The 14,630-nt window shown below is 70.4% G+C and carries 15 protein-coding genes; 12 read left to right on the top strand and 3 right to left on the bottom strand.

Features of this window, described 5'->3' with window-relative positions; genetic code table 11:
• Positions 1 to 31 precede the first annotated feature (31 nt).
• From lepB to recO, 5 genes are all read left to right on the top strand, one after another.
• Entirely contained in the window at positions 32 to 856 is an 825-nt protein-coding gene (gene lepB, locus KF903_RS03200; RefSeq protein WP_291210878.1) for a signal peptidase I, read from the top strand.
• Between the two features lie 48 nt (positions 857 to 904).
• Positions 905 to 1,288, top strand: a complete 384-nt coding sequence (locus KF903_RS03195) for a DUF4845 domain-containing protein (protein ID WP_291210875.1) — start codon at positions 905 to 907, stop codon at positions 1,286 to 1,288.
• Positions 1,281 to 1,952, top strand: coding sequence for a ribonuclease III (gene rnc, locus KF903_RS03190; RefSeq protein ID WP_291210874.1), 672 nt, complete (start codon positions 1,281 to 1,283; stop codon positions 1,950 to 1,952). Before KF903_RS03195 ends, rnc begins: the two co-directional genes overlap by 8 nt.
• Positions 1,942 to 2,847, top strand: a complete 906-nt coding sequence (gene era / locus KF903_RS03185) for a GTPase Era (protein WP_291210870.1) — start codon at positions 1,942 to 1,944, stop codon at positions 2,845 to 2,847. Before rnc ends, era begins: the two co-directional genes overlap by 11 nt.
• 94 nt (positions 2,848 to 2,941) lie before the next feature.
• Positions 2,942 to 3,655 (top strand): DNA repair protein RecO, encoded by a 714-nt coding sequence (recO, locus tag KF903_RS03180; RefSeq protein WP_291210867.1) that lies wholly within the window; start codon positions 2,942 to 2,944, stop codon positions 3,653 to 3,655.
• Between the two features lie 21 nt (positions 3,656 to 3,676).
• Here the strand turns inward: recO and KF903_RS03175 are convergent, their stop codons facing one another.
• The gene (locus KF903_RS03175; protein ID WP_291210863.1) at positions 3,677 to 4,408 is read right to left on the bottom strand and encodes a response regulator; all 732 of its coding nucleotides are present in this window, start codon (positions 4,406 to 4,408) and stop codon (positions 3,677 to 3,679) included.
• Between the two features lie 42 nt (positions 4,409 to 4,450).
• On the opposite strand from KF903_RS03175, the gene KF903_RS03170 reads away from it, so the two are divergent.
• The 7 genes from KF903_RS03170 to KF903_RS03140 all read left to right on the top strand — a co-directional run bounded on the left by KF903_RS03170 (position 4,451) and on the right by KF903_RS03140 (position 12,128).
• A complete protein-coding gene (locus KF903_RS03170) occupies positions 4,451 to 7,228 on the top strand; it encodes a hypothetical protein (protein ID WP_291210861.1) in 2,778 nt (925 codons plus the stop codon).
• Between the two features lie 13 nt (positions 7,229 to 7,241).
• Positions 7,242 to 7,838 carry a YdbL family protein gene (locus KF903_RS03165; protein ID WP_291210859.1) on the top strand — a complete coding sequence of 199 codons (597 nt, stop codon included), beginning with the start codon at positions 7,242 to 7,244 and terminating at the stop codon, positions 7,836 to 7,838.
• 34 nt (positions 7,839 to 7,872) lie between these two features.
• Positions 7,873 to 9,177 (top strand): 23S rRNA (uracil(1939)-C(5))-methyltransferase RlmD, encoded by a 1,305-nt coding sequence (rlmD, locus tag KF903_RS03160; RefSeq protein ID WP_291210857.1) that lies wholly within the window; start codon positions 7,873 to 7,875, stop codon positions 9,175 to 9,177.
• Positions 9,178 to 9,363: 186 nt separating this feature from the next.
• Positions 9,364 to 10,377 (top strand): beta-N-acetylhexosaminidase, encoded by a 1,014-nt coding sequence (gene nagZ / locus KF903_RS03155; RefSeq protein WP_291210855.1) that lies wholly within the window; start codon positions 9,364 to 9,366, stop codon positions 10,375 to 10,377.
• Positions 10,374 to 10,922, top strand: coding sequence for a hypoxanthine-guanine phosphoribosyltransferase (locus tag KF903_RS03150; protein WP_291210854.1), 549 nt, complete (start codon positions 10,374 to 10,376; stop codon positions 10,920 to 10,922). The genes nagZ and KF903_RS03150 overlap by 4 nt, the downstream gene beginning before the upstream one ends.
• A complete protein-coding gene (locus tag KF903_RS03145) occupies positions 10,922 to 11,680 on the top strand; it encodes an S-methyl-5'-thioinosine phosphorylase (protein ID WP_291210852.1) in 759 nt (252 codons plus the stop codon). The genes KF903_RS03150 and KF903_RS03145 overlap by 1 nt, the downstream gene beginning before the upstream one ends.
• A 241-nt stretch (positions 11,681 to 11,921) precedes the next feature.
• Complete coding sequence (locus KF903_RS03140) at positions 11,922 to 12,128, top strand: cold-shock protein (RefSeq protein ID WP_291210849.1); 207 nt, start codon at positions 11,922 to 11,924, stop codon at positions 12,126 to 12,128.
• An 84-nt stretch (positions 12,129 to 12,212) separates the two neighbouring features.
• Here the strand turns inward: KF903_RS03140 and KF903_RS03135 are convergent, their stop codons facing one another.
• Both KF903_RS03135 and KF903_RS03130 read right to left on the bottom strand, forming a co-directional pair.
• Positions 12,213 to 13,979: an ABC transporter transmembrane domain-containing protein gene (locus KF903_RS03135; RefSeq protein ID WP_291210847.1), complete on the bottom strand. Its 1,767-nt coding sequence runs from the start codon at positions 13,977 to 13,979 to the stop codon at positions 12,213 to 12,215.
• Between the two features lie 52 nt (positions 13,980 to 14,031).
• Complete coding sequence (locus KF903_RS03130) at positions 14,032 to 14,625, bottom strand: YigZ family protein (RefSeq protein WP_291210846.1); 594 nt, start codon at positions 14,623 to 14,625, stop codon at positions 14,032 to 14,034.
• Between the last annotated feature and the right edge of the window lie 5 nt (positions 14,626 to 14,630).

Below are 14,630 nucleotides of genomic sequence, written 5' to 3'. Positions count from 1 at the left end.
ACGCGCTGCAGCCATTTCCAAGGAAACGACGATGGATTTCAATTTCGCCCTGTTGCTCGTGGTACTGACCGGCGTCTCGGGCCTGATCTGGCTGTTCGACATCGTGTTCCTGCGGCCGCGGCGACGCGCCCGCGCGCGGGCACTGGAGGCGATGACCGCACTGAGCGAAGAGGAGCGCGAGGCGCGTCTGCAGGACACGCTGCGCGAGTCCACCGTGGTCGAATATGCGCATTCGTTCTTCCCCGTGCTGTTGTTGATCCTCGTGTTCCGGTCGTTCGTGGCCGAACCATTCAAGATCCCGTCGGGCTCGATGATGCCGACCCTGCTGGTCGGCGATTTCATCCTCGTCAACAAGTTCGCCTACGGCCTGCGCCTGCCCGTGCTCAACACGCGCATCCTCGCCACGGGCGAGCCGCGGCGTGGCGACGTGTTCGTGTTCCGCTATCCGCAGGACCCGCGCCAGGACTACATCAAGCGCGTGATCGGGCTGCCCGGCGACACCATCGAATACCGCAACAAGACGCTGTTCGTGAATGGCGTGCAGATCGCCGAGACCGATCTGGGCGCCTATACCGGACCTGCCGAGCCGGGGCGCTCCAATGCCGGTGCCGAGCTCAAGAATGAGGATCTGGACGGCGTGCAGCACCAGATTCTGGAAATGTCGGGCGTGTGGGTTGGCCGCGACGGCCGCTGGACCGTGCCGGCGGGACAGTACTTCGCGATGGGGGACAATCGCGACAACAGTGCCGACAGCCGGTTCTGGGGCTTCGTCCCCGAACAGAACCTCGTCGGCAAGGCCTTCATGATCTGGATGAATTTCGGTAGTTTGGGCCGCGTCGGAACCATGATCAAATAGGCGGCCGGCCGCGCCGCCAGCCATCCGTCTTCCCCGGGGAGAACCACCATGCAGCACAAGGTCAAAGGCATCACCCTCATCGGCTTCGCGATCATCCTCGTCGTGCTCGGCTTCTTCGCCTATGCGGCGATGCGCCTGATTCCGGCTTACACCGAATACTTCGGCGTGGTGAAGGCGATGGACCAGGAAAGCAAGGAACCCGGCGCGGCGCAGAAGTCGCTCGACCAGTTGCGCGGCAGTCTGATGTTCAAATTCAGCACGCAGTATGTCGACGATGCAAATGTGCCACCGTCGGCGATCAGCGCGGTGCGTGACGCCGGCAAGGTGATCCTGCGCGTCGCCTACGAACGCCGCATCCCGTTCATGTACAACGTCGACCTGCTGGTCAGCTTCGACCACTCGGTCGCACTCGGCAACAACACGGGTGAGTGAGGCGCGTGCCCTCGGCCACCGGTTCGCCGATGCCGCCCTGCTCGAACGTGCGCTGACGCATCGCAGCGCGGCGCACCTCAACAACGAGCGGCTCGAATTCCTCGGCGACGCGCTGCTGAACCTGCTCGTCGCCGAACTCATCTACGAGCTCCATCCACGTGCCAGCGAGGGCGAAATGACGCGTCTGCGGGCCGCGCTCGTCAACGGCGGCGCGCTGGCCGCGCTGGCGCGTGGCGAGCAGCTGGGCGAACGCCTGCACCTGGGCCCCGGCGAGCTCAAGAGCGGCGGCCACCGCCGCGATTCGATCCTCGCCGACGCGTTCGAGGCGGTGGTGGCGGCGATCTATCTCGACGGCGGCTGGGCCAGTTGCCGCGCCCGCGTGCGTGACCTGTTCGCGCAGCGCGTCGGCGAAGGCGCACGCACGCCCAAGGATGCCAAGACGCGCCTGCAGGAGTACCTGCAGGCGCAGGGCCTGCCGTTGCCCGTGTATGAACTGGTGGCCGCGTCTGGCGAAGAGCACGCCCGGCTGTTCGAAGTGAGCTGCCGCGTGGCCGGCATCGAGAGCGTCTTCAGCGGCACGGCGTCGAGCCGCCGCACGGCCGAGCAGCACGCGGCCGAGCAGGCGCTGGCGCGGCTCGAGGAGAGAGACAGCGATGGTCACTGAAGCGCCCGCCGCGCACCGTTTCGGCAGCGCCGCGTTGATCGGCCGCCCCAACGTCGGCAAATCGACCCTGCTCAATGCGATGCTCGGCACGCGGCTGTCGATCGTCACGCGCAAGCCGCAGACGACGCGCCACCGCATCCTCGGCGTGGTGACGCGCCCCGACGCGCAGATCGCGTTCCTCGACACGCCGGGGCTGCATCGCGAAGCCGGCCGGGCGCTCAACCGCCAGCTCAATCGCGTGGCGCGACAGGCCCCTGAGGAGGTCGACGTCCTCATCCATGTGATCGACGCGCCGCAGTGGCGCGACGAGGACGAGGCGATCTGGAACCTGCTCGCGCCGTTGGGCAAACCCGTGCTGCTGGTGGTCAACAAGGTCGATCGGCTGGCCGACAAGACGCGCCTGCTCGCGTTCGCGGCCGAGCTGACGCGCACGCACTCCTACGCCGGCGTGCACTTCCTGTGCGCACGCCGCGGCGATGGCGTGCCTGCACTGCTCGACGAGGTGGCGGCACTGCTGCCGGCGGGCGCGGCGATGTTTGCGGCGGACGAATTCACCGACCGCAGCGAGCGCTTCCTCGCCGCCGAACTCGTGCGCGAGCAGCTCATGGTCCAGCTCGGCGACGAACTGCCGTATGCGACCGCGGTCGAGATCGAGCGCTTCGAGGACCAACCGGGCCTGAGCCGCATCGGCGCCGTCATCTGGGTCGAACGCGACGGCCAGAAAGGCATCGTCATCGGCGCCGGCGGCAGCCAGCTCAAGAAGATCGGCAGTGCCGCCCGACGCGCGATGGAACGCCTGTTCGAACGCCGCGTGCATCTGGAACTGTGGGTGCGCGTGCGCGACTCGTGGAGCGACGACGCCGCCGCACTCAAGCAGTTCGGCTATGCCGAATAGGTGGGCGGGTGGCCACCGCGCGGCGCCATCATCGCGACCGGCTGCCGCGCAGCGGCTGCTGGCGGTGTCCTGAGCGGTCGAACCCGGCGGCCTCATGCGCGTCCACCAGCAACCGGCCTATGTGCTGCATGCGCGCGCCTGGCGCGAGACGTCGCTGTTGCTCGAGGTCTTCACGCGCGACCATGGCCGCGTCGGCCTGATCGCGCGTGGCGTGCGCCGCGAACGCAGTCGCTGGCCGCGCGGCATGCTGCAACCCTTGCAGCCGCTGCTGCTCGACTGGGCAGGCGGCGGCGAACTGGCCAATCTCAGTGGCGCCGAACCGGCAGGCGCGCCGCTGTCGTTGCCACGCGAGGTGCTGCCGGCGGCGATGTATGTCAACGAACTCGTGCTGCGCCTGAGCGGGCGCGGCGACGCGCAGCCGCGTGCGTTCGTCCACTATGGCACCTGCCTGGCACGCCTGCATGGCGCCGAAGGCGCGGCCTGGACGCTGCGTCGGTTCGAACGCGACTTTCTTGCCGAACTCGGCTATGGGCTGGCGCTGGAGCAGGCGGCCGACGGTGGCGCCTTGCTGGCCGAAACCGATTACGGCTGGGATCCCGAAGCCGGCGCCGTGGCCTGGCACGAGGGACGGCGGCTGGCGCGCGTCAGCGGCGCGGCCTTGCTCGCGCTCGGCCGTGACGAGGTGCCGAACGCGGCCGAACTGGCGCAGCTGCGCCGGCTCATGCGCAGCGTGATCCGCCACCTGCTCGGTGGCGACCTGCAGTCATGGGCCCTGGCGCTGCCACTGGCGCCGCCGCGTGCGGACTGAAGCGGCACCGAGGCAGGCGTCTCAGCAGTCCGCAGCCGGTGCTGCGAGCGCCGCGCGCACCTGGCTGGCGCTGACCAGCAGCGCCGCGCACGCCGCAGCGGGCCATTGGGCGTCACTCAGGGCGCTGCGCAGCGCGGCAATGGCGCGTTGCAAGCGGCGCGCGCCGCAGAAGCCGGCCGAGGCGTCGAGCCGGTGCAGGCGCTCGCGCAGCGCGGCGACATCGGCACTGGCCGTCAGCGCGGCGATCTCGGTCGGCAGCGCGGCCAGTTCGGCATCGAACAGTCCACGCAGCGCGCGCACGATGCCGGCGTCGCCAGCGGCCGCGGCCAACGCCTGCGCGTCGTCGAGCACGTCGCCATCGGCCGCCACCGGCCGGCTCCAGGCGGGCAGGACGTTCGCCAGCGCCGCGGCCAGCGCCGCGAGCGTCAGCGGCTTGTCCAGCGCTGCGGTGAACCCGCTCGCCTGCAACGCGCGCGCCCTTGCCGCATCGAGCCCGGCGCTGCTGGCCAGGGCCGGCGCGTCGCGGCACGGACCGCTGCCGCCGCGCAGGCGGGCCAGCACCTGCGCGCCGCCCAGCCCCGGCATGCGCAGGTCGAGGATCAGCGCGTCGAAGGCGCCGCCGTCGGCACGCGCCAGCGCTTGCTCGCCATCGGCCGCCAGCACGCTGTCGATGCCGAGCGCGTCGAGGGCGTCGGCGAAGAAACGCAGGCTCAGCGGATTGTCGTCGGCGACGAGCAGGCGAGGACGCGGCATGGCGGCTCCTTCCGTGGCGGCGTTGCGGCAGAATGGGACGTGATGCGCGCGCCGTCAATTCCGTTCCTCGCTGCCTTGGCGGCGGCCTTGCTGCCGTTCGCGACGCCCGCCGCCGCGCGCAGCCTGCAACTCGAAGCCGGCGTGGTGGCCACGCCGCAGATCAGGCTCGAAGGTCTGCGCCTGCAGGCACGGACTGCGGGCGAGGGCGGCACCGTGCAGCTCGCGGTGGCGCGCCTGCGCAGCCCCATGCTGGGGCTCGACAGCGCGCTCGACTGGCAGTGCCCCCTGCGCCGCGACGGCACTGCCCTGGTGTGCACGGGACCACTGCGACTGGGCGAACAACAGGCCAGCCTGACCCTGCGCTGGCAGCAACAGGGCCTGCACCTGCAGCTGCAACGCGAGCAGAGCGCGGTTGAACTCGATCTGCCCGCGGCGGGTGCTCCGCGCACGGCGCGACTGCAGGCGCTGCCGCTTGTCTGGCTGGCGCCGGCGCTGGCGGCAAACTGGCGCGGCGGGCGCATCGACGGTGGCGTGGTCGACGCCGAACTGGGGCTCGACGCCGACGGCACGTTGCACGCGCGCGGCGCGTTGCGCGCGCTCGATCTCGCCAGCCATGACGGCAGCCTTGCGCTGCGCGGCGTCGATGTCGAGGGTTCGGTCGACTACGCGCAGGACGCCGATGCGCCGCGCCTGGTCGCACAACTGCAGCTCGCGCGCGGCAGGATTGGCGTCGGCGTGCTGCAGGCGGAGCTGCCCGCGGCAGCGGTGCAGGTCGACATCGACGCCACGCGCCAGAGCGGCGGCGTCTGGGACTTCGCGCGGCTGGCCTTCAACGACCCCGCTGCACTCGCGTTCGAGGGCAGCGCGCAGTTCGATCCACAGGCCGCCGCGCCGCTGCGGCGGCTGCGTGTGGACAGCGCGCAGGCGGTGTTTCCGCTGGCCACGCAGCGCTACCTGCATGGGGTGCTGGCTGCGCACGCGCTGGCCGACCTCGAATTGGCTGGCGAGCTGCGCGGCAGCCTCGACAGCGACGAGCAGGGACTGGCGGGCGTGCTCGTGTCGAGTCCGCGTCTCGACGTGCGCTGGCCGAGCCAGGCATTGGCGATCGATGGCCTGCATGGGGCGGTCGACTGGCGACGCGACGGTAGCGGCAGCGTGCAGACGCTGGCCTGGCGACAGGCGCGACGCGGCGCGATCACGATCGATGCGCTGCAGTCACGCTGGCAAGTCCGCGCCGGCGTGTGGCAGTTGCACGGACCGTTGCAGGCACGCCTGTTCGGCGGCAGCCTGCAGGCGCAGCAACTCGTGTTGCGCCCGCCGGGCGGCGATGGGCCGTGGCTGAGCACCACGCTGGCGCTGCGCGGCATCGGCTACGACGCCCCTGCCGGCACGTTCGGCGCGGCCGCGGTCAATCTCGACGCGACGCTGCAACTGGCCGGCCCCCTGGCGACGCCGCAGGTGCACGCGCAGCTGCACCTGCAGGGTGGCCAGTACCTGGCCGGCGCGCTCTATGTGGAACTGCCGCCGACGCCGGTCAGTGCGCGCCTGGAGGCCACGCTCGGGACCACCGGCTGGGACGTCGCGGCATTCGAATGGCACGACCCCGGCGTGCTGGAAGTGACGGCGCATGGACAATGGACGGCGCCGGTGGCGGCGCTGCCGACGTTCGAGCTCAAGCTGCGTCAGGTCGACCTCGCACGCGCGGTGCCACGGTATGCGGCGGCCTGGCTCGCGGCGCGCGGCTATCCGCACCTGCGCGCCAGCGGCACCTTGGCCGGCAGTTTCACGCGCGAGGATGGCCGCGCGCGCGCCTTCGGCCTTGTCGCCGACGCGGTCGAGGTGGACGACGGCGATGGCCGCTTCAAGATCCATGGTCTCGACGGTGCCGTGGCCTGGAATGCACGGTCGGTGCCGGCGCCGACGACGCTGGGCTGGCAAGGAATCGAGGTGTACAAGGTCCCGTTCGGCCCGGCGCAGGCCCGCCTGGGCGCCGACCACGACAGCCTGCGCCTGCTCGAGCCGCTGGCGATCGAGGTGTTCGGCGGCAAGCTCAATCTGCGCAAGTTCGTCGCCCAACCGGCCTCGCCGCGCGGCGACCGCTACGAAGCCTCGTTCACGATCATCCAGGCGCAATTGCCGCAGATGTCCGCCGCGTTCGGCTGGCCGGTGTTTCCCGGCAACCTGTCGGGCGGCGTGCCCGAGATCGAGTTCGTCGGCGATCGCATCGACTTCCATGGCGGACTCGACCTGTATCTGTTCGATGGCCACCTCGGCGTCAACACGATGAGCCTGGAGCGTCCGTTCGGCAGCGCGCCCGCGCTCGGCGCCAACATCCACTTCGAGGATTTCGACCTGACCCAGCTCACCAGCGCGTTCTCGTTCGGCAGCATGAGCGGGCGCCTGTACGGCACGATCAACGACCTGCGCCTGCTCGACTGGAGCACGGTCGCGTTCGATGCCTGGCTGCGCACCAAGGGTGGCGGGCGCATGAGCTACAAGGCGGTCGACGACATCACCGGCATTGCCAGCGGCGCGCCGATGTTGCAGAACCTGGCGCTCAAGCTCGTCAACACGTTCGGGTTCGCGCGATTGGGCCTGCGCTGCCGCCTGCGCGACCAGGTCTGCACGATGGGCGGCATCGAGCCGCTGGCGCCGCCGCAGGCGAACGGCGATTCGCTTGCGGCGCGTGGCTACGCTATCGTCGAGGGCGCCGGCCTGCCACGCATCGACATCGTCGGCCATCGACGGCATGTCGACTGGCCCACCCTCGTGCGTCGCCTGCACGAGGCAACCCAGGGGCAGGCCCCCATCATCCAGTGACCCCGGAGATCCCATGCGTTCCCGCCTTGCCACCGTGATCCTGCTCGTCGTGCTTGCGCTGCCTGCCGCCTGCGTGACCATCAACGTGTACTTTCCGGAGGCCGCGGCGCAGAAGGCCGCCAGCCAGTTCGTCGACAAGGTGCTCGGCGACAGCCCGGCGCCGGCTGCGAATGAGCCGCCGTCACCGCCACCGCCGCAGCAGCCGCCGGCCGCGGCGTTGCTCGACCTCGTCATCGCCAGTGCCTATGCGCAGGGCGCCGACATCACGGTGCAGACGCCGCAGATCCAGGCCATCCAGGCGCGCATGCAGGAACGCTTCAGCAGCGTGCTGCGGCCTCATTTCGACAGCGGCGCGCTCGGCTTCACGCGCGACGGCCTGGTCGCGGTGCGTGATGCGGCGGCGATCGCGCTGCCCCAGCGCGCTGCCGTCAACGCCGCCGTGGCCGACGAAAACCGCGACCGCGAAGCCGTGTACCGCGAGATCGCGCTGGCCAATGGCCATGCCGACTGGGCGGGGCAGATCCGCGCCACCTTCGCGCAGCAGTGGATCGAGCGCGCCAAGGCGGGCTGGTATTATCAGGACTCCAACAGCCTCTGGCAGCGCAAGTGATCCGCCGCCCTCTCGCCGCGGCAGTGCAATCCGGATGACGGCCCTCATCGAAGTCTCCATTACCGACCTCGCGCACGATGGTCGCGGGGTCGCCCGCCGCAGCGACGGCAAGACCGTATTCGTCGCCGGCGCCTTGCCCGGCGAAACCGCGCGCGTCCACATCGTCAAGCGCAACCGGCATTTCGACGAAGCCAGGATCGAGGAACTGCTCGTGCGCTCGCCGCAGCGCATCGAGCCACGCTGCCCGCATTTCGGCACCTGCAGCGGATGCAGCATGCAGCACCTGCCGACCGCGGCGCAGATCGCGGCCAAGCAGGATGTGCTGGCCGAAAACTTCGAGCGCATCGGCAAGGTGGCACCGGCGCGCTGGCTCGAACCACTCACGGGCGAACCTTGGGGCTATCGCCGCAAGGGACGCTTGTCGGTCAAGTGGGTGGCCAAGAAGGACAAGGTGGTGGTCGGCTTCCGCGAGGACAATCCGCGCTTCATCGCCGACCTCGGCCAGTGCCACACGCTGCTGCCGGCGGTGGGCCTGCGCATCGCCGAGCTCGGCGCGCTGATCGGCGGCCTCGAGGCGCGCGCCGACATCGCGCAGATCGAGATCGCGGCCGGCGACGACACCGTGGCGCTGACCCTGCGCAATCTCCGGCCCTTGTCGGACGCCGACCGCAGCGCACTCGTCGAATTTGCGCGCCACCACGGGCTGGCGATCCTGCTGCAACCGGGCGGCCCCGACAGCGTGACGCCGCTGTGGCCCGACACGGTGGCGCTGTCGTTTGCGATCCCCGAGTTCGACGTCGACATCGCGTTCCGGCCGCTCGATTTCATCCAGGTCAATGGCGACATGAACCTGCGCATGATCCACCACGCGCTCGAGCTGCTCGAACTCGCACCGGGCGATCGCGTGCTCGACCTGTTCTGCGGGCTCGGCAATTTCACGCTGCCGATCGCACGCCGGGTGGCGGCCGTGACCGGCGTGGAAGGCGAGGCCGCGCTGGTCGCGCGCTCGCGCGACAACGCGCTGCGCAACGGCATCGACAACGCGCGGTTTTTCGCCGCCGACCTCGCCGTCGACCAGCGCGATGCGCCATGGGCGCGCGAATCCTGGGACAAGCTGCTGCTCGACCCGCCGCGCTCGGGCGCGGCCGGCGTGTTCGACTACCTGCCGCGCAAGGGCACCAACCGCATCGTGTACGTGTCATGCCATCCCGGCTCGCTCGCCCGCGATGCGGGCATCCTCGTGAATCGACACGGGTTCCGCCTCGAGGCCGCCGGCGTGATGGACATGTTCCCGCACACCGCGCACGTGGAGTCGATCGCGACGTTCGTGCGCGAATAGCGCCGGCGCCCACGCGCGCCTCGTGCGGCGCCTCGGCAGCGCTGCGGCGTGGCTTGTCACCCGCACGCCGCGGCCGCCGGTACCACATGCGGCACATGGCGCCGGGGCCGCTACAATAGGCGATTGCGCAGGCAGGGGCGCGCCGACCGACGCCGCGTCCGCGCCTGCGACTGCAAGGATCACTGCATGCTCATCATCGGACTGGCCGGCCACACGCTGCTCGACGCCGACCGCGCGCGCCTGGCCGAGCCGCGGGTCAGCGGCGTGATCCTGTTCGCGCGCAATTTTTCCAGTCGCGAGCAGGTGGGCGAGCTGATCGAGGCGATCCGCGTCGAGCGAGGCGAGCCGTTTGTCGTCTGCGTCGATCAGGAAGGCGGACCGGTGCAGCGGTTCCGTGACGGTTTCACCCGCCTGCCGGCGCTGGCGCGTCTGGGCGAGCGCTACGACCGCGATCCGCAGGCGGCGGTGGCGCTGGCCGAGGAACATGCCTGGATCATGGCCAGCGAGATGCGCGCGATCGGCGTGGACCTGAGTTTCGCGCCCGTGCTTGACCTCGCCCGCGGCAACCTCGCCATCGGCGAGCGCGCCCTGCATGCCGACCCGCAGGTCGTGTCGCAACTGGGGCTGGCCTGCCTGCGCGGCATGCGCCTGGCCGGCATGGCCGCCACGCTCAAGCATTTCCCGGGCCACGGCAGCGTCGTCGCCGACACCCATTTCGATGCCGCGATCGATCCGCGCAGCCTCGACCTGCTGCGCACGAGCGATCTCATCCCATTCGCCGATGCGATCACCGCCGGCGCCGAGGCGGTGATGATGGCGCACGTGACCTACCCGGCCGTCGACGTTGCGGCGGCCGGTTATTCGCGACGCTGGATCGAGGACATCCTGCGTGGCGAACTGCGCTTCGGGGGTGCCGTGATCGGCGACGACATCGGCATGGCGGCAGCCGAATCGATCGGTCCGATCGCGACCCGCGTCGACGCCCAGCTGGCGGCAGGCTGCGACCTGCTGCTGGCCTGTTCGCCGGCCATCGTCGACGAGGCGATCGCCGCAGCCCGGCGCCACCCACCTTGCCCGGCGGCACGGCTGGCCGTGCTGCAGGGCGCCGTGGCGCCGACCTGGCAGGCTCTCGTCGACAACCCGCAACGCGACCTTTTCATCGCGCGCCTTGGCGCGCTCGACACCGCAGAGGCCACATGAACCCATCCGATCATCCATTGGCCGCTGCGCTGCAGGGTGCCGATCTCATCCACGACAGCGCCACGCTCGACGCCGCCATCTCGCGCATGGCCGCGGAAATCGACCGCTCGCTCGACGCCAGCGGCGCGGTCCTGCTGACGATCATGCAGGGCGGCCTGCCGTTCGCCGGTCAGCTGGCCACGCGCATCGCCACCCCATTGCTGTTCGATTACGTGCACGCCACGCGCTACCGCGGCGAAACGAGCGGCGGCGAGCTGCACTGGATCCGGCGCCCGAAAGTGGCGCTCACGGGCCGCACCGTGCTGCTCGTCGACGACATCCTCGACGAGGGACACACGCTCGACGCAGTGCGCGCCTGGTGCCTGGACGAGGGGGCTGCGCGCGTCCTGATCGCGGTGCTGTGCCGCAAGCCGCATGGCCGCGGCGTCAGCATCGCGGCCGACTTCGTCGGCGTCGAGGTGCCCGACCGCTACGTGTTCGGATACGGCATGGATTACTACGAGCAGGGCCGCAACCTGCCGGCAATCTACGCGTTGGGGCAGTGATGCGCGCGCTCGCCCTGGCCATCATCGGCGGTACCGGCCTGTATCGCTGGTCGGGACTGACCGGCATCGAACGGCACGCGATCGACACGCCCTACGGCGCGCCCTCCGACAGCGTGATGGTGGGGCAGGTCGGCGCCCATCGCGTGGCATTCCTGGCGCGTCACGGCGAATCGCACACGATCCCGCCGCACCGCGTCAACTACCGGGCCAACCTGTGGGCGCTGCATCACCTCGGTGCGCGGCGCGTGATCGGCGTCAACGCGGTCGGCGGCATCCGCGCCGACATGGCGCCGCGCTGCATCGTGGTGCCGGACCAGATCATCGACTACACCCGCGGGCGACTCGACAGCTACTGTGATGTGGCCGGCGCCGAGGTGCGCCACGTCGATTTCGGCGAACCCTATTCGGCGTCCCTGCGCGCGGCCGTGCTGGCCGCTGCGCACCGGGCCGGTGTGGCCGCCATCGACGGCGGCTGTTATGGCGCCACCCAAGGCCCGCGGCTCGAAACGCGCGCCGAGATCGAGCGCATGCGCCGCGACGGTTGCGATCTGGTCGGCATGACCGGCATGCCCGAGGCCGCCCTGGCACGCGAGCTGGAGCTCGACTACGCCTGCGTGGCGCTGGTCGCCAACTGGGCCGCCGGCTGCGCCGATGCAGGCGAGATCACGCTCGACGAGGTGCTCGCCAATGTCGCCTCCAGCACGGCCCAGCTCGTGCCGCTGCTCAGCGGCCTGCTCGACGCCGGTACGACGGCCTGAACACGCCGCCTCCGCGGCAGGCGCAGTGCCTGCCCGCGGATGACGCCGCGGACGCCGTCGGCGTGGTCGCCGTCGCGTTCGACGCGGTCGCGCGATCTGACTCGCCGCCTTGCGGGGCGCCGCCTTGAACCTGAACGCCAACTGATGTTAGATGAGCGCATGCGTTGCGCGTGCGTCGGCAACGTCGCCGGCGGGGAGCCGCGCCGCATGCAGCAGGGTTGGATGGGGAGGATTGGGGGCGATGCGTACCGGTACCGTCAAATGGTTCAATGACGCCAAGGGGTTTGGCTTCATCGCGCCCGAGGAGGGCGGCGAAGACATCTTCGTGCATTATTCGGCGATCAATTCGCAGGGGTTCCGCAGTCTGCAGCAAGGCCAGCGCGTCAGCTTCGAAGTCGTGCAGGGCCCCAAGGGCTCGCAGGCGGCGGGCGTGGAGCCTGCCAAGTAGGCCAGCGGGCGGACGAACCGGCCCGCCCGGCACGTCACGACAGGACAGCGGTGCGACCGCGCTGGCGCATGCCGGCGTGTGGTGTCAGGCGGCAAACTGCAGCCGCGCCAGTTCCGCGTACAGGCCGCCGGCGGCGACGAGCTCGGCGTGCGTGCCCTGCGCCACGATCTGGCCTGCATCCATCACCACGATGCGGTCGGCACCTTGCACGGTGGCCAGCCGATGCGCGATCACGAGCGTGGTGCGACCGGCCTTGAGTCGATCGACGGCCTGCTGGATCAGATGCTCGGATTGGGCATCGAGACTCGAGGTCGCCTCGTCGAGCAACAGCACGGGCGCATCGCGCAGCAACGCGCGCGCGATCGCGATGCGTTGCTGCTGGCCGCCCGACAGGCGCACGCCGCGCTCGCCGAGATAGGTGTCGTAACCCTCGGGCATGGCGCGGATGAAGGCATCGGCCTCGGCGGCGCGCGCGGCGGCGATGATCGCGTCACGACTGGCACCGTCGCGACCAAAGCCGATGTTGTCGGCCGCGCTGGCGCCGAACAGCACCGCATCCTGCGGCACCAGCGCAAAGCTGCCGCGCAGCTCGGGCAGGGCCAGTGCGCGCAGATCCACTCCATCGAGCGTGATGCGTCCCTGCGCCGGATCATGGAAGCGCAGCAGCAGCTGGAACACGGTGGTCTTGCCCGCGCCCGACGGCCCGACCAGGGCGATGGTTTCGCCGGGCCGCACCTCGAGGGTGAAATCCGCCAGCGCCGCGCGATCGGGGCGCGACGGGTAATGGAAACGCACGTGTTCGAATCGCAGCGCCCCGTGCACCGGTCGCGGCAGCGCCTGTGGCAACGCCGGCGAGGCAATCGTCGCCTGCAGGTCGAGCAGCTCCCCGATGCGCCCCAGCGCACCGGCGGCGCGCAGCACCTGGCCCCAGACCTCACTCAGCGTACCGACCGAGCCCGCGGCGAGGACCGCGTACAGCACGAACTGGCTCAAGACGCCCGGCGCCATCGTTCCGGCCATGACCGCCTTGGCGCCGGCCCACAGCACGAGCGTGATCGCACCGAACACGAGCAGGATCACCAGCGCCGTCAGCGAGCCCGTCATCGCGATGCGGCGGCGGGCGGCAGCGAGCGCACGCAGCACGGCCGCCGCGTAACGCTCGGCTTCGCTTGCCTCGCGCGTGTAGGCCTGCACCGTATGCATCGCGCCGATCGTTTCGCCGGCGATGGCCGAGGCATCGGCGATGCAGTCCTGGCTCGTACGTGACAGCCGCGCCACGCGTCGGCCGAAGACGACGATCGGCAGCACCACGGCCGGGATCACCAGCAGCGTGAGTCCGGCCAGACGCGGACTGGTCCACACCATCGCCGCCACGCCGCCGAGCAGGGTGACCACGCTGCGCAGCGCCAGCGACAGGGTCGATCCGACCACGGTCTGCACGAGTTCGGTGTCGGCCGCCAGGCGCGACACGAGCTCACCGGTGCGCGTGCTCTCGTAGAAGGTCTGGTCGAACGTGAGCAGGCGCTCGTACAGGCGCCGACGCAGGTCCGCCACCACGCGCTCGCCGAGCAGGGTGACGAAGAAGAAGCGTGCGGCTGTGGCGATCGCGAGCACGGCCGCTACCGCGAACAGGCCGAGGAAGGCGGCGTTGATGGCCGCTGGATTGGCCCGCACGAAGCCATTGTCGATCATCACGCGCACGGCCTGCGGCAGCACCAGCGTCGCCGTCGATGACACCACGAGAAAGCCAAGCCAGCCCGCGAGCAGGCCGCGGTACGGGCGCAGATAGGGCACCAGGCGCGTCAGCGCCCGCAACTTGCGTGGCGCGTCAGATTCGGCGGGGCGTGACATGGCGGTATTTTCGCAGAGCCTTCGCGCGGGCGATACCACGCGCGGTCATGTCTCAGTCGAGCGCGCGCAGCAGGGCACGTCCGCGACTGGCTTCGCGCACGAATTGCGTGAACGCCATGCGGCGGTCGGCAGGCACGTCGATGCGCAGTTGCACGCCCGCGCCGTTGTGGCTCTCCTCGCGCTTGCAGGCGCCGAATTCGCGCAGCCGTGCATGCAGCAGCGGCGCCAGCGCGAAATCGCAGTCGACGGCGATCTGGCACATCGTCACGAGCGGATGACGTGGCGCCGTGCGCAGACATTCGGCGGCGGTGCCGCCATAGGCGCGCACGAGGCCGCCAACGCCGAGCTTGATGCCGCCGAACCAGCGCGTGACGACCACGACCACCTGATCCAGGCGCTGGCCCTCGATTGCGGCCAGGATCGGCCGCCCGGCGCTGCCGCCGGGCTCGCCGTCGTCATTGAAGCGATACAGGTTGCCGATGCGCCAAGCCCAGCAGTTGTGGCTGGCCTCGCGCACGCTCGCGGCCTCGATGAAGGCAAGCGCCGACGCGGCGTCGGCCGCCGGCGCCGCCTGTGCCAGGAAGCGGCTTTTGCGGATTTCCTGCTGCAGCTGCGCCGGACCCTGCAGCGTCATTGCGTCAGCCATGCCGG

It is taken from the genome of Dokdonella sp., assembly GCF_019634845.1.
In the GTDB taxonomy this organism is placed as follows: Bacteria; Pseudomonadota; Gammaproteobacteria; order Xanthomonadales; family Rhodanobacteraceae; genus Dokdonella_A.
Note: the sequence above shows the minus strand (reverse complement) of the source record. Positions and strands in the feature narration are given on the sequence as shown.

Bases quoted from the DNA above. Each gene is read 5' to 3' on its own strand.
- recO (WP_291210867.1), top strand. From the start codon at position 2,942: ATGCGCGTCCACCAGCAACCGGCCTATGTGCTGCATGCGCGCGCCTGG.
- KF903_RS03175 (WP_291210863.1), bottom strand. From the start codon at position 4,408: ATGCCGCGTCCTCGCCTGCTCGTCGCCGACGACAATCCGCTGAGCCTG.
- KF903_RS03145 (WP_291210852.1), top strand. From the start codon at position 10,922: ATGCGCGCGCTCGCCCTGGCCATCATCGGCGGTACCGGCCTGTATCGC.
- KF903_RS03170 (WP_291210861.1), top strand. From the start codon at position 4,451: ATGCGCGCGCCGTCAATTCCGTTCCTCGCTGCCTTGGCGGCGGCCTTG.
- nagZ (WP_291210855.1), top strand. From the start codon at position 9,364: ATGCTCATCATCGGACTGGCCGGCCACACGCTGCTCGACGCCGACCGC.
- lepB (WP_291210878.1), top strand. From the start codon at position 32: ATGGATTTCAATTTCGCCCTGTTGCTCGTGGTACTGACCGGCGTCTCG.
- KF903_RS03150 (WP_291210854.1), top strand. From the start codon at position 10,374: ATGAACCCATCCGATCATCCATTGGCCGCTGCGCTGCAGGGTGCCGAT.
- KF903_RS03165 (WP_291210859.1), top strand. From the start codon at position 7,242: ATGCGTTCCCGCCTTGCCACCGTGATCCTGCTCGTCGTGCTTGCGCTG.
- rlmD (WP_291210857.1), top strand. From the start codon at position 7,873: ATGACGGCCCTCATCGAAGTCTCCATTACCGACCTCGCGCACGATGGT.
- KF903_RS03195 (WP_291210875.1), top strand. From the start codon at position 905: ATGCAGCACAAGGTCAAAGGCATCACCCTCATCGGCTTCGCGATCATC.
- KF903_RS03140 (WP_291210849.1), top strand. From the start codon at position 11,922: ATGCGTACCGGTACCGTCAAATGGTTCAATGACGCCAAGGGGTTTGGC.
- KF903_RS03135 (WP_291210847.1), bottom strand. From the start codon at position 13,979: ATGTCACGCCCCGCCGAATCTGACGCGCCACGCAAGTTGCGGGCGCTG.
- era (WP_291210870.1), top strand. From the start codon at position 1,942: ATGGTCACTGAAGCGCCCGCCGCGCACCGTTTCGGCAGCGCCGCGTTG.
- KF903_RS03130 (WP_291210846.1), bottom strand. From the start codon at position 14,625: ATGGCTGACGCAATGACGCTGCAGGGTCCGGCGCAGCTGCAGCAGGAA.